Source organism: Wolbachia endosymbiont (group A) of Paraperithous gnathaulax (assembly GCF_964028485.1).
GTDB classification, from domain to species: Bacteria; Pseudomonadota; Alphaproteobacteria; order Rickettsiales; family Anaplasmataceae; genus Wolbachia; species Wolbachia pipientis.
In genome coordinates, this window is record NZ_OZ034784.1 from 1108570 (window position 1) to 1123320 (window position 14751).

Below are 14751 nucleotides of genomic sequence, written 5' to 3' on the forward strand. Positions count from 1 at the left end.
TACTTAACAACAAATTTATTTTTTAGAACTATAATAATCCAAAACTCTCATAAGCCTCATAGAAGATGAATTAATAGACAACGCTAACCGAGCAGGAATATCATAAGATATTAAACGCATAATTTTAACACGCAATTCATCCAGAGAAGGCAACTTAGCCAGTTTATTAACATCTTCCACTGTTAACAATTCATTTAAATGAGCTGCGCAAATCACAGACATTTTTTCTTTGTTAGCATTAGTAAAATCAACTATTAATTTTGCAGCTTCTACTATGCCACTAGAGTATATAATAGCAACAGGACCGGAAAATTTGCCTGATAAATAAGAGAATTTACCAGTCCTTTCCAAAGCCAAGCGCGCTAGAGTGTTTTTAACTACTAATACCCCACCTGCTATAGACTTCAGACTATTCCTCAGAGTTAATGAATCATTAGCATTTATAGATTTAAAATTTACTAATATCAAGAAATCATTATTTACAAATACGTTTATTGTGCTCTGTATAAATTCATCCTTATCTTTACGCTTCACGGTATCACTCCCTTAAATTATATCTTCCACTTTGCCTATCTTATAAGCTTTACCCATAGTTGAATTTAAAAAAACACCCTTAAAGTAAATTCCTTTCGCAGAAATAGGTTTATTATCTTTAATTACTTTAAGAAAGGCTTTTAAATTTTCTAGCAAGTCATCAATATCAAATTTAATATTTCCTAATTTACCATGAATAACACCATTTTTATCTGTTCTAAATTTTACCTGACCAGACTTAATGGTTTTAATAGCTTCTGCAATGTTAGAAGTCACAGTACCAAATTTAGGGTTAGGCATCAGCCCTTTAGCACCCAATACTTTTGCAATAGGAGTGATTTTTGCCATAAAATCAGGAGTAGTAATGCACCAATCAACATCTAACTTTCTACCTTTTTTTATTTCTTCAACTAAATCCTCTCCTCCTGCAATATCAGCACCAGCTTTTTCAGCTTCTAATAAATGTTTATCTTGAGCGAAAACAGCTACTTTAATATTCTTCCCGATACCTTTAGGCAAAACTACTGTACCACGCACCTGCTCTTCAGATTTACGTGAATCTACGCCTAAATTGACTGCAATATCAACTGATTCATTAAATTTTGCTGAAGCAGACTCAACAATCTTCTTCAAACACTGCTTAGGATTATCATTATATGTATTCATTTACCTAACCTTCCACAACTTCTATACCCATAGATTTTGCAGTGCCTACAACCATTTTCACTGCTGAATCTTCATTATCCACTTTCATATCAACCATCTTGCACTTTGCTACTTTAATTATAGCAGACATAGGTAATTTAGCCACTAATTCTTTACCAGGATTACCAGAACTTTTACTTAATTTAGCCTCCTGCTTAAGTAAATAAGCCACAGGCGGACCGCTGACAGTAAAATCATGAGAGCGATCATCCTTTATGGAAATTCGCACTGTTACTAAATCGCCTACTTTATAATTAGCGTTAGCAGCACTAGTAACTTTATTAAAAGCTTCACAAAACTTAGGAACAGGTATACCACGTGGACCAAGTACTGAAGCAATTTTCGGTCCTGGAACTGCTTTCCCAGCTTCCATAAGTAAGTTAATCTTAGCAACTATAACACTCATAATTAATCCTCTATTTTCTCTACTTGAGCCAGATCAAGCTCTATTATTGTCGGCTTACCTAAAATCGATACTTCCACATTAATAATTTTTTTCTCATCGTTTACCATATTTACCTTACCAGTAAAATTTTGAAAAAGACCATCATTAATTTTCACTTTTTCACCTTTTTCATAACCATAACCTAACTTCTTTGTCTCTTGAGCATTATAAAGTGCATTACACATTGAGTGAATCTCATCATCCAAAATCACCCTTGGAATATTACCGTTTTTCAAAAATCCATAAACCTTAAGAGATTTTGGTATATTATTGATAAAATTCAATACTTCATCGCATAAATTCACGTATAAAAAGACATAACCAGGAAAGCATTTCCTTCGTGTAGCAATTTTCTTAGATTTCAACTCTACTTCACTTAGCTCTTCATATGGAATAAAAACTTCCTTAAAGTAATCATTAACACCCAATCTCATAGAATTTTCCAATATATGTTGGCGCACTTTCTCTTCACAATTGGAAGCAACTCTCAAGATATACCATTTATATCTATTAAATTCTTTACACTTTAAACTTATCTCATCATCTGAAATCATCTCAAAATCACCAGATTCGCCACTGCAGAATCCAGGCGTTTGATTCAAAATATTTTTGCTTTCATCACACAGATGCATATATACATACACTTCACATAATTCTTTTATATCAGACTTTGAATTACATACCGTTTGATAAGGAATAAACACTTCCTTAAAATAAACAGCATTACTTACCAATTCGCGTATGTTTTGCTCATATCCATAATCAACTTTAATGATATACCATTTATATTCACATTCCATAAATAATTCCAAATAAAGCCTTAATTACGTAAAGAGACATAAAATCCACAAAACAGAAGAAAATCGAAAAGCATAATATAACAATCATTACAACAAATAGAGATGACAACACCTCCTGTTTCTTTACCCAAGCAATTCTTCGTATTTCTTGCTTTATATCACAGAAAAAACCACACAAACTTTTTAACATTTCCACCACAACATTAATGCAGGAGCGATAGGAATTGAACCTACAACCTCTGGTTTTGGAGACCAGCGCTCTACCAATTGAGCTACACTCCTATAACTCAAACTCTCACTCCAAAATTTCAGAAACAACACCAGAACCAACAGTTCTACCGCCTTCTCTTATCGCAAAACGCAATCCCTTATCCATTGCTATCGGTACTTGCAATTCTACTTCTACACTCACATTATCTCCTGGCATTACCATCTCCTTCCCATCTAGCAATTTTATGCTCCCAGTTACATCCGTTGTCCTTAAATAAAACTGTGGCTGGTAATTCGCAAAAAATGGTGTATGCCTTCCTCCTTCCTCTTTCTTTAATATATAAACCTCCGCCTTAAACTTTCTATGCGGTGTTATCGTCCCCGGTTTCGCTAATACTTGCCCTCTCTCCACTTCTTCTCTTTTTGTTCCTCTTAACAATATTCCTACATTGAGTCCTGCACTTCCCTTATCCAGCAACTTCTTAAACATCTCAACACCTGTGCATATCGTCTTTTGCGTCGCTTTCAGACCTATTATCTCTATCTCTTCTCCCGTCTTTATCTCTCCCTTCTCTATTCTTCCTGTTACCACTGTTCCTCGCCCCGATATCGAAAATACATCTTCGATTGGCAATAAAAATGGTAAATCCACAGGCCTTGGTGGAACCGCTACATATTCATCTAACTTTTCCATCAATTTATCTATTGATTTCTTTCCATATTCGCTGCTGTCATCCTCCAGCGCCTTGAGCGCTGAACCAACCACCACAGGCACTTCATCCCCTGGAAATCCGTATTTACTCAGTAATTCCCTCACTTCCATTTCTACTAAATCTATCATATCAGCATCAGCAACATCAGCTTTATTTATATACACCACGATATATCCAACACCTACCTGCTTCGCCAGCAATATATGCTCTCTCGTTTGTGGCATTGGCCCATCAACCCCCGACACTACCAATATCGCCGCATCCATCTGTGCTGCACCTACTATCATGTTCTTTACATAGTCAGCGTGTCCAGGACAATCAACGTGTGCATAATGCCTTTTTTCCGTCTGATACTCAACATGCGCTGTTGCTATCGTTATCCCCCTCTTCCTTTCTTCTGGCGCTTTATCTATCTGATCGTACGCTACAAAATTTCCATAATGCTTCGTTATCGCCGCTGTTAACGTCGTCTTCCCATGATCCACATGTCCTATTGTTCCCACATTTACATGCGGCTTTCCAAATGCTTCCACTACTGCTGTCATAATTATTACCCTTAATTATACTCTAACTTTAACTCATCAACCACATATTGTGGCACTTGCTCATAACAAGAAAAATGCATACTATACTGCGCCCTTCCCTGAGACATAGAACGCAAAACGTTGATATAACCAAACATATTTGCAAGAGGTACCGAAGCAGTAATTATTTTACTATTATTACCTAAATCGAGCATATCAGCAACATTTCCTCTTCTACTATTTATATCACCCATAACATCACCCATATATTCTTCAGGAGTAATGATTTCAACTTTCATTATAGGCTCCAGCATTTTTGGACCAGCTTTATTTGCCATCTCTTTAAAAGCACCTTTAGCAGCAAGTTCAAAAGCTAAAGGACTAGAATCAACCTCATGAAAAGCACCATCAAGAAGGGTAGCCTTAAAATCAATCAACGGAAATCCCGAAATTATACCACCTTCTTTTATCAACTCCAAGCCATTTTCTACCCCAGGAATATACTCTTTTGGAATAGCACCACCTACAATTTTACTTTCAAATTGAAACCCAGAACCAGGCTCAAGAGGTTCAAATTTTATTTTAACCTTAGCAAACTGACCAGCTCCACCAGATTGTTTTTTATGAGTGTAATCAATTTCAACAGATTTAGTGATAGTTTCACGATATGCAACCTGAGGAGCACCGACGTTAGCCTCAACGTTAAATTCGCGCTTCATTCTATCAACAATAATCTCAAGATGGAGCTCACCCATGCCTTTCAATATAGTCTGGCCACTTTCCGCATTTACTGACATTCTCAAAGAAGGATCTTCTGCAACCAACCTATTTAGAGCAATACCTAATTTTTCCTGATCTGAAGTGGTTTTAGGTTCTACAGCAATTTCAATAACAGGCTCAGGAAATTCCATACGCTCCAATAATATAGGAAAATCAACAGAACATAAAGTATCTCCGGTGGTTGTTTTCTTTAGCCCAACTAAAGCAACTATATCTCCAGCCCTAGCCTCAGTTATATCTTCTCGGTTATTTGCATGCATAAGTAACATTCTGCCAATCCCTTCAGTTTCGTTTTTTAACGCATTTGAAACGGTAGATTTAGACTTTAATTTACCAGAATAAATACGGATAAACGTCAAGCTGCCTACAAATTTATCCGTCATCACTTTAAATGCAAGAGCAACAAATTTCTCTTTTTCTGAAGGTTTGACCTCAATTTTCTTTTCTGAATCTTTAGGATCAATTCCAACAATTACATCAACATCAATAGGAGAAGGTAAAAAGTCAACCACAGCATCTAAAAGTGGTTGTACGCCTTTATTTTTAAAAGCTGATCCACATAACACAGGAACAAATTTTCCTTTAATGGTCCCATTTCTCACGCATTTTTTCAGTAAATCCACTGGCAGATCATTAGACTCAAAGTAAGTATTCATCGCTTCATCATCCATCTCAGCTGCAGCATCTAATAAAAGATTTCGATATTCTTGAGCCTTATCAAGCAAATCAGAAGGAATATCTTCATAAGAAAATTTAGCGCCCAACGTTTCTTCTTGCCATATAATGGCTTTCATAGAAATAAGGTCAATTATACCTTTGAAATCTTTCTCACTCCCTATTGGTAAATGAATAACTAAAGGTGCTGCACCAAGCTTCGTCTTTATCATATCAACACATCGATAAAAATTTGCCCCTATTCTATCCATCTTATTAACAAAGCAGATACGAGGAACGCTATATTTATCAGCTTGACGCCACACTGTCTCAGATTGAGGTTCAACTCCAGCAACTCCATCAAATACAGCAACTGCACCATCCAAAACCCTTAAAGATCTCTCAACTTCAATAGTGAAATCAACGTGACCAGGAGTGTCTATTATATTGACCCTATGATCATTCCAAAAACATGTTGTTGCAGCAGATGTGATTGTAATACCACGCTCTTTTTCCTGCTCCATCCAATCCATAGAAGCTGCACCATCGTGCACTTCACCAATTCTATTTTGCTTACCAGTATAAAATAAAATACGCTCTGTTGTGGTAGTCTTACCAGCATCTATGTGAGCCATTATCCCTATATTTCTGTATTTAGATATTCCAATTTCCATATCACAATTAATTAGCTAACATTAAAAACGAAGATGAGAAAATGCCTTATTAGCTTCAGCCATTTTATATTTTTCTTCGCACATCTTAAACGCACCACCGCGTTTATTATAAGCATCCAGTATTTCAGATTGCAAACAATCAACAGTGGTTTTTCCACTCTTTTTTCGAGCAGCAGAAGTTGCTTTAGCAATCCACCTTAACGCTAAAGAAACCGCTCTATCTTGTCGAACTTCAACAGGTACTTGATAAGTTGCACCACCAATGCGTCGAGAACGCACTTCTATAGAAGGAGTAACATTTCCTACTGCTGTCTCAAAAATTGATAACCCACCTTCGCCTATTTTCTTTTCAGCTAAAGACAAAGCGTCATAGATAATCTTTTCTGCAGTAGATTTTTTACCACATTTCATGATTGTATTAATGAAACGCATCAGCAAAACACTGCCATAACGCGAATCAGGACTTATTTCTCTTTTTTTTGCTTTATTCCGACGAGCCATAAACTTTAACCAGATTTCTTTACACCATATTTTGAACGAGCTTTCTTTCGATTTTGCACACCACGCAGATCAAGGGCACCTCTTATTATGTGATAACGCACACCTGGCAAATCTTTAACCCGCCCACCACGTATCAAAACAACAGAGTGTTCTTGTAAATTATGACCTTCACCAGGTATATAAGCCGTCACTTCACCATACCCACTAATTTTTACTCTGGCTACTTTACGGAGTGCTGAGTTAGGCTTTCTAGGAGTTGTAGTATACACCTTAGTGCAAACACCTCTCCTTTGAGGGTTGCTTTCTCCCAAAGCTGGTACCTTTTTCTTATGGGTCAATCCTAATCTACCCTTACGTATTAATTGATTTATCGTAGGCATATGTTATAAACTCAAGCTCATTAAAATAACTAAGTTTTTAGTTATAAAATAATAAACCTCAATAGTCAATATAAAAATAAACATTACTACTCTAATAATTAAGCTCAACTGCCTTGAAAGCCATCAGTAGACTTCTTGCACTACCTCCCAAGCCACAACTTTCATTCAGTAGAAACGAAAAAACTTACTTGACACCCTTCGCCAGCCCCATTATCATGGTACTGAAGGTATTCATTTATCTTCAATCTGTGCAGATTAAATGACAACAGTATTACGTAATTGGCGTCTTATTTTTAATTTTTTGCACTATGCACACTTTACTTCTTCACAACATTTCTGGGTTTTTACCTATATAAGCTGAAACGCGCTTATAAAGCGTTTAAGACAGTATAGTACGCCAATTTGCAGGATTAGAGAGTGACAACTAGCTAATACGGGATATCTTTTGCCTTTTTTTTGCTTGGTAAATTTCTTAATATTTATGGCAACATGAACTGGGCAGGAAGGTGTCATTCCAGTGCTTGACACTGGAATCCAGTTTTCCATATAATCTCATCGAAAATGTTGTAACCACTTTCTGTGCTAGTTTGCTTGCTAAGAGGTTGTCCGGAAACAAGTAAAAGGCTATAATATCTGAAATTTTAGTACGGGGTAAAGATGAGAAAAAAGTATCCAACAGATCTAAGCGAAAGGGAATGGGCAAGAATAGAAAAACACTTCAGAGTATCATACAAGAAAGGAGGAAGGCCGCCAAAGTATAGCAAAAAAGAAATATTAGAAGCAATTTTCTATGTATTGCGTACAGGGTGTCAATGGCGGTATTTACCAAATGATTTTCCGCTATGGAAGACTGTGTATGAGCAGTTCAGGCAATGGAAGAAGCAGGGAATTTTTGAGAAAATGAATTATGAAATTACAAAATATAGTAGAAGAAAAATAGGAAGGAATGAGCAGCCGAGTGCCTGTATAGTAGATAGTCAATCTGTAAAGACTACAGAAAAGGGGGGATCAAAGGCTATGATGGAAGTAAAAAAGTAAAGGGTAGAAAAAGGCATATAATTACAGACACTCAGGGTTTTATACTAGGTTGTTACGTAGGCGCTGCTAACGAAAATGATAGAGATGGTATTAAAATAGCATTAAACAATATGAGAACAAAATATACTAAAGTTAAAAAAATGTGGGCTGACATGGGATACCAAGGAAGAAATTTAAAGAATCACATAAAGGAAGAATATGACATAGATATTGAAATTGTTAAAAGGCCTCCATGTAGATTTTGGGTGCACAAAGATACGCCACCTGAGCTACTACCAACAAGAGAACAAGGGTTTAAAGTACAGCCAAGAAGATGGGTTGTAGAAAGGACTTTTGCTTGGGTTAATAGGAATAGAAGGCTATCGAAGGAGTATGATTTACTCACAACATCCACTGAGAATTTCATATACCTAGCTATGAGTAGGGTTATGTTAAAGAGGGAATATGCTTGAATTTACTAGTTTCCGGACAACCTCTAAGACGAAAATTCTTCCAGTTCATATTCTTCTCACATGCATATTATGTGAGATAATGTGATAAAAGTCAATAGTAAACTTTATATGCACAGCAGAGCTAACTACAAAAATTATACATTTTCAAGTGATCCTAACCATATCAAAAACTACAGGGCAAAGCTGTTAGAGAAAGGCTTAATTAGTTAAAAATTTCAATCTTATGTAAAATATTGTCTTATTTTGTAATTTTCTTGTTGACTAACGAGACGATATCTACTTTTCAATAAACTCCATTTGCATTTCTTGTATACTGCTTTCTATTTGCTTTATTTGTTCTATCAACCTTTCCTCTAAGTCAAGATTACCGCTCAGCCTCGCTTCGGTTCTTTCTTTTCGTAATGCATTTAACTCTTTTAGTAACACTATATTATTCCACACAATTTCTGCAGATTTTCTCTCGTTCAGTTGGCTATTTAGTACACTAGTTTTTTCAAATACATACTTTATAACGTTAAACTGTTTCAATTCTTGTAACAAAGCCTCTTTATCGAGTTTGCTTTTGTTACTTATTACATCAATTATACGCTGTTGTAATCTTTTCATCTCATTAGTAAATTCAAAATGAGAAAATTGCTCAAAAAATATAGGACGGTTCAAGATTTCAGGAAATTCTACGGCTATACGCAAAATTACGGCCTGATTTTGCTCTGCTTCAATTAGCTCTGGAGACTTGTTATGAAGATACTCACCTTTTGTTGCTCTAGTTTTACTATTAAAAATCTGTTTTTTGAAGCTACTTCTTAGTTCACTAGCCTTATTGTAAAAATAATCTCTGTAATACCTTCTAATACTGCTGTTGCTAATAGTATTTACATATTCCATGAACTTGTGCTCAAGAATTGAATATTTTTCCGGAGCAAATTTTTCATAATTTTGCAAATTGCTATCGATTATGTGATGCCATAAATATTCAGAATGCAGTTTTGTTGAATGGTCAAGAGCAGTCAACACGTCTTCTTTCTTGTATGCCAGTTCGTTACATATATCGTATGGATCTTTATTACTTGGCAAAGTCACAAACTTTAACGTGTATCCAGGCTCTAATATTGGCAGAGCAAGTTCTGCAACTCGAGTAGCAGCATGACGTCCAGCACTATCGCCATCCATACAGATGGAGATTTCTTTAGCAAATCTCCATAGATTTTTTATCTGTTCTGCAGAAATTGCGGTACCAAGCGGAGCAACTGCATTACTAATTCCTGCTTGATGTAGCGCTATAGCGTCCATATATCCTTCAACAACGAGTATGTGCTGTTTTTTACGTATTTCGCTTAAAGCAAAGTTTAATCCGTATAAATTCTCCCTCTTCTTGAAGAGCTGACTCTCTGGACTGTTTAAATATTTCGGCTGTTGCTCAGAACTTAGCGCACGTCCGCCAAAACCAATAACTCTCCCTGCAATGCTCTGTATAGGAAATATCAGCCGGTCATAAAAATAATCATGAAAATTTTTGTTTACTAATCCAATATCAATCAAAATTCTGTCTTCAATACCTGAAGAGTTTAAATACTCTTTCAAACCAGAGCTTGGTGCATAACCTATCTTAAATTTATCTATGATTTTAGGTAAAATCTTACGCTGCTTTAAATAATCTACAACACCTTGATTTTTTTGTGCAAACCAATTTGCAGCTAAATCAAGCGCTAAAAATAGTTTATTGTCCTCTTTTGTAATACTAAGATTTTTGGGCAGTTCAACACCTGTAACCGATGCTAATTTTTCCAATGCTTCTTTAAAGCTTAATCCTTCAGTTTGTGAAATAAATTCAAATGCATCACCACTAGCCAAGCAACCAAAACAGTAATATAACCCCTTAGTATTGCTCACCGAAAAAGATGGGGTTTTTTCGTTATGAAATGGACAGAGCCCAACAAAACTATCTCCTCTTTTTATTAATCTGACTTTTTTACCTACTATGTCGGATAATAATAATTTTGATTTTATAATATCTATATGATCCATCTTGTTAAATTAGTAGTAGGATAAAAATTATATAGAATTTATACACATCTGACTCGAAATTTATTTCTATAACTAAAGCAATTTAGATTTACCGACAATGTAGCTATACAAATTCAAGAGCAATCCTGTCATCCAGGTAGCCCACAGAAACAAAAAACTTACTTGACAAACTCCGCCAGCCCCCTTATCATGAAACTGAAGCTATTTATTTATCTTCTCTGTACAGATTAAATGACAAAAAAACTCACGTATCTGGCGTCCCATGTTTAATTTTTTGCACTATGTGCACCTTATGTCTTTATAAAATTTCTAGGTTTTTACCTAATATAAGCTGAAATGCGCTTATAAAGCATTTAAAACATCAAAAAACGCCGATTTAAAAAATGGATAGTGAATAACTAGCTACCCTAGGGTTTCTTTTGCCTTTTTTTCTGTTTAGTAAATTTCTTAATGTTTATAATTTAGATTAGTTGCGGCTTAAAAGCAACTGAATCGCGGTTATTAAACGTTTAGAATAAAAAAACGCCATACTTGAAAGTATAATGTAAGTAATTAGCCAACCACGGGGCTTCTTTTGCCTTTTTTTTTCGTTTGGTAAATTTCTTAATATTTATACAGAAGGTGTCATTCCAGTGCTTGACACTGGAATCCAGTTCTTATTATACAGCTATCTGGTGTACTTATTTAAAATTAAGTTTTCTGGATCTCAGTGCCAAAGCACTGGGATGACACCCTTCCTGGCGGAGATTATTCTCAAATCACAATGTTCGTACAGTTGTGGAATGAATTGCGGTATGACGTAGGAAAACCTTAGCTATAGCTTTAGAACTCCCAAAAGGTCAGAAGCATTGAATGACTTGACAGAAAGTTCAAACCCATATAAAATGTCCTTATTTCTTATATGTTAGGTATAGTATCAATTGCCTCAGATCATGCTGGTTATGAATTAAAATCAGAAATAAAACCTTACCTGGAAGCCCTAGGTTACAGAGTAGTAGATCAAGGCTGCACTGCTAAGCAAAAGTGTGTAGATTACCCAAACTATGCTGTTAAAGTTGTAGAAGATATAACAAGCAAAAAAGCAAATTATGGGATATTAATTTGTGGTACAGGTTTGGGCATGAGTACTGTGGCAAATCGTTTTGAAGGAATCTACGCTGCTTTATGTAACAGTGTTGAGATCGCAAAATTAGCTCGCGAGCATGGCAACGCAAATGTACTGTGTCTTGGTGCAGGGTTTACTGCGAGTGGATTAGCAAAAGACATAGTCAAACAATTCCTCGAAACAGAATTTTCAAAAGAAAGCAGACATAAAAAACGCCTTGATAAACTCAGCAATATAACCTCTAAGAAAAAAAAAACAAAAACTTATAACGAAGATGAAATATCAAAATTCGCTAAAATGGCAGGCCAGTGGTGGGATGAGAACGGCAAATTCAAACCATTGCACATGATGAATCCTGTTAGAGTATCTTACATTATTGAGAAAATAAAAGAGTTAAAAAAATGCAATTTGAAAGAATTATCATTGCTTGATGTTGGATGCGGTGGTGGCATTTTGTCAGAGTCAATGGCACGCGTTGGCATTAACGTTGTGGGAATAGATGTATGTGAAGAAAACATAAAAGTAGCGCATTCACATGCAAAAAAAGTAGGGTTAAATATAGAATATATACACACCAGCATTGAAGAGCTAAGCAATGACAAGAAGTACGACGTGGTTCTGCTGATGGAAGTAGTTGAACATGTGGATAATTTAGAGCTTTTCATGAAAAAAGCGATAGAACTGCTAAAACCGGAGGGGTTAATCTTTATATCCACAATAAATAGAACTATTAAATCCTTTTGTCTTGCAATAATTGGTGCAGAGTACATATTAAATTGGCTGCCAAAAGGTACACATAACTGGAATAAATTTCTCAAGCCGTCAGAAATTGCAAATCACTTAAGAGAAAATAATGTAACGCTGCAAAACATGGCTGGCATGGAGTACAACGTAATAAAGCGTGAGTGGAATCTAACTAAAGGCGTGGATGTTAATTATATACTCTGCGGTTTGTTAGATTTAACTCTATAAAAGCACCATTTTCACTTCCAATACTTTGAAGGATCTTGGCCAGCTTTTATACAGTAGCCTTTATTAGTTAGCGCCCAACCGGAACGACAAGCATAACCTGTACCTACACGTTCATATCCAGGAGCAGCAACACACTTTCCATTCTCCAAGGTTTGACCTTTAAAAAGACAACAAACTTCTTTTTCTGTTACCTTTGTTACAATTTGAGGAGCACCAAAAAACACAGCAACAAATATACCTAGTGCGAAAAGTGCAGGCCAAGGCATTCTGCCAAATATTGCAAGTAAGCTTGAACCAATTATTACCACTGTAATCATTGGTCCACCTATTCCATGAACGTAACCTATTACATTACACATTACATCTGTTGCTCCATCAGCGTGTGCATCAAATGCATAGAAAACTATAAATAGAATTACAAGAAAATTTCTCATTGTTCTTTCAATAATCATGCCTGATTGTTTCTTATTTTAATAAAATTTCAGTAAATAGCTTTTTTCAAAAATTATGCTTAACCCAATCAATATTTATTTATTACTGCCTTTTTAATACTATAATTAACTCAGTTGATTTTTATCAAAATGCTAAACCATGGAACAATTCGAGAACTTTTACATCACCACGCCAGTATATTACGTAAACGATAAGCCGCATATTGGTCATGCATACACTTCTCTCTTGTGTGACGTGGTGGCAAGGTTCATGAAACTAGCTGGGAAAAATGTCAAATTTACCACCGGTACAGATGAACATGGACAAAAAATAGAAAAAGCAGCTAAAGCAAAGGAAATGCAGCCAAAAGAATTTACAGATGAAGTGAGCGTTTCATTTAAAGAATTGGCTAAGTTCATGAATTTTGAGTATGACGATTTTATTCGCACTACGGAGGAACGTCACAAAAAAGCAGTTATAGCTTTATGGAATAGACTTGAAGAGAGAGGGCAAATATATTTGGATTCCTATTCGGGTTGGTATTCAGTTCGTGATGAAGCATTTTATCAGGAGTCAGAGCTGATAGATGGCAAAGCACCAACAGGTGCTGAGGTCCAGTGGATAAAAGAAGAGAGTTACTTTTTTCGCTTATCAAACTGGCAAGAAAAATTACTGGAACTCTATAAAAATCAGCCAAGTTTTATCTTTCCTGAGAGCAGAAGAAATGAAGTGATATCGTTTGTAAGATCAGGGCTCATTGACCTCTCAATCTCTCGCACTAGTTTTAACTGGGGAATAAAAGTACCAGGTAATGACAAACACGTAATCTATGTCTGGATAGATGCATTAACCAATTATCTTACATCAATAGGTTTCCCTAGTACTGAAGGTGAGGAATATAAGAGGTTTTGGGCAGAACCAGAAACACAGATTCCAGTGTCAAGCACTGGAATGACACCAAACCAAGGGAAAACGCAGATTCCAGTGTCAAGCGCTGCAAACCTAGCTGACAACTCTTTCAACGTTCATGTAATCGGTAAAGACATATTGCGCTTTCATGCTGTATATTGGCCAGCGATTCTCCTTGCAGCAGACCTGCCACTGCCAAAACAAATTGCAGTTCATGGTTGGTGGTTGAACGAGGGAGAGAAAATATCCAAGTCCCTTGGTAATGTCATAGATCCAATTGGCCTCGCTCAAGAGTTTGGTGTTGATCAGCTACGCTATTTTCTCCTCAGGGAAGCAAGCTTCGGCCAGGATGGTAACTTTAGTAAGAAAAATATGATCAGCCGGATAAATTCAGAACTGGCAAACAACATAGGCAATTTAGTACAAAGAACAATTTCATTTTTACACAAGCAATGTTCTGGAATTGTACCAACAATCGATCAAAGCCTACTTAAAGGTGAAGAAAGTTTGCCAAATTGCAAAGCTATACTAGGTCAAGTGATAGACCATTTATCAAAGTATGAATTTAACCATATCATACTTCTAATCATCAACATCTCTTCTGAAGCAAATGCCTACATAGACAAAAGTGCACCCTGGACACTAAGCAAAACTGACAGAGAGCGCATGAATTTAGTAATTTACAAGTTACTGGAATATATCAGGATAATAGGCATTTTATTGCAGCCAATTGTCCCGAGGTCAGCGGAAATGATACTTGATCAACTGCAAATCCCGAAAGAGCAACAAGATTTAAAATCTCTGTGCAACGCATGCGTAAGCTTAGGCATTACGCTGCCTAAACCTACGCCGGTTTTTTTGAGGGTTGATGCTAAAGAGGAGAAATAGTGTAAAAACT

Annotated in this window: 13 protein-coding genes, 1 tRNA gene and 2 pseudogenes; 3 read left to right on the forward strand and 13 right to left on the reverse strand. The window is 36.0% G+C overall.

The window, feature by feature from the left end; translation table 11 throughout:
- Positions 1-15: 15 nt before the first annotated feature.
- The 10 genes from rplJ to rpsL form a co-directional block, all read right to left on the reverse strand.
- On the reverse strand, positions 16-534 hold the full coding sequence (gene rplJ, locus ABWU74_RS05875) for a 50S ribosomal protein L10 (protein ID WP_006279539.1): 519 nt from the start codon (positions 532-534) through the stop codon (positions 16-18).
- A gap of 12 nt (positions 535-546) precedes the next feature.
- Positions 547-1200, reverse strand: coding sequence for a 50S ribosomal protein L1 (gene rplA / locus ABWU74_RS05880; protein WP_065094732.1), 654 nt, complete (start codon positions 1198-1200; stop codon positions 547-549).
- A 4-nt stretch (positions 1201-1204) separates the two neighbouring features.
- Positions 1205-1645 carry a 50S ribosomal protein L11 gene (locus tag ABWU74_RS05885; RefSeq protein WP_006279541.1) on the reverse strand — a complete coding sequence of 147 codons (441 nt, stop codon included), beginning with the start codon at positions 1643-1645 and terminating at the stop codon, positions 1205-1207.
- Between the two features lie 2 nt (positions 1646-1647).
- Positions 1648-2484 carry a transcription termination/antitermination protein NusG gene (gene nusG, locus ABWU74_RS05890; protein ID WP_353289277.1) on the reverse strand — a complete coding sequence of 279 codons (837 nt, stop codon included), beginning with the start codon at positions 2482-2484 and terminating at the stop codon, positions 1648-1650.
- Positions 2474-2674 (reverse strand): preprotein translocase subunit SecE, encoded by a 201-nt coding sequence (gene secE / locus ABWU74_RS05895; protein ID WP_022626186.1) that lies wholly within the window; start codon positions 2672-2674, stop codon positions 2474-2476. Before secE ends, nusG begins: the two co-directional genes overlap by 11 nt.
- Positions 2675-2693: 19 nt before the next feature.
- Positions 2694-2766, reverse strand: a tRNA-Trp gene (locus tag ABWU74_RS05900).
- A 13-nt stretch (positions 2767-2779) separates the two neighbouring features.
- Positions 2780-3952 carry an elongation factor Tu gene (gene tuf / locus ABWU74_RS05905; RefSeq protein WP_010962309.1) on the reverse strand — a complete coding sequence of 391 codons (1173 nt, stop codon included), beginning with the start codon at positions 3950-3952 and terminating at the stop codon, positions 2780-2782.
- Between the two features lie 11 nt (positions 3953-3963).
- Positions 3964-6039, reverse strand: coding sequence for an elongation factor G (gene fusA / locus ABWU74_RS05910; RefSeq protein ID WP_353289278.1), 2076 nt, complete (start codon positions 6037-6039; stop codon positions 3964-3966).
- Positions 6040-6060: 21 nt separating this feature from the next.
- Positions 6061-6540 (reverse strand): 30S ribosomal protein S7, encoded by a 480-nt coding sequence (gene rpsG / locus ABWU74_RS05915; protein WP_007549313.1) that lies wholly within the window; start codon positions 6538-6540, stop codon positions 6061-6063.
- A 5-nt stretch (positions 6541-6545) separates the two neighbouring features.
- Entirely contained in the window at positions 6546-6920 is a 375-nt protein-coding gene (gene rpsL / locus ABWU74_RS05920; RefSeq protein ID WP_006279787.1) for a 30S ribosomal protein S12, read from the reverse strand.
- A 657-nt stretch (positions 6921-7577) separates the two neighbouring features.
- Here rpsL and ABWU74_RS05925 point away from each other — a divergent pair.
- Positions 7578-8410: pseudogene (locus tag ABWU74_RS05925) on the forward strand (IS5 family transposase).
- Positions 8411-8686: 276 nt separating this feature from the next.
- Here the strand turns inward: ABWU74_RS05925 and dnaG are convergent.
- Together dnaG and ABWU74_RS06730 are read right to left on the reverse strand one after the other, a co-directional pair.
- Positions 8687-10435: a DNA primase gene (gene dnaG / locus ABWU74_RS05930; RefSeq protein WP_209472835.1), complete on the reverse strand. Its 1749-nt coding sequence runs from the start codon at positions 10433-10435 to the stop codon at positions 8687-8689.
- A 619-nt stretch (positions 10436-11054) separates the two neighbouring features.
- Positions 11055-11141 (reverse strand): annotated as a pseudogene (locus tag ABWU74_RS06730) (WPE palindromic element domain-containing protein); the annotation flags it as partial.
- A gap of 195 nt (positions 11142-11336) precedes the next feature.
- On the opposite strand from ABWU74_RS06730, the gene ubiG reads away from it, so the two are divergent.
- Positions 11337-12512 carry a bifunctional 2-polyprenyl-6-hydroxyphenol methylase/3-demethylubiquinol 3-O-methyltransferase UbiG gene (gene ubiG, locus ABWU74_RS05940; RefSeq protein ID WP_015589098.1) on the forward strand — a complete coding sequence of 392 codons (1176 nt, stop codon included), beginning with the start codon at positions 11337-11339 and terminating at the stop codon, positions 12510-12512.
- A gap of 11 nt (positions 12513-12523) precedes the next feature.
- On the opposite strand, the gene ABWU74_RS05945 is transcribed toward ubiG, so the two are convergent.
- A complete protein-coding gene (locus ABWU74_RS05945) occupies positions 12524-12946 on the reverse strand; it encodes a TrbC/VirB2 family protein (protein ID WP_244663072.1) in 423 nt (140 codons plus the stop codon).
- A 157-nt stretch (positions 12947-13103) separates the two neighbouring features.
- On the opposite strand from ABWU74_RS05945, the gene metG reads away from it, so the two are divergent.
- Positions 13104-14741 (forward strand): methionine--tRNA ligase, encoded by a 1638-nt coding sequence (gene metG, locus ABWU74_RS05950; RefSeq protein ID WP_209472839.1) that lies wholly within the window; start codon positions 13104-13106, stop codon positions 14739-14741.
- Positions 14742-14751: the final 10 nt, after the last annotated feature.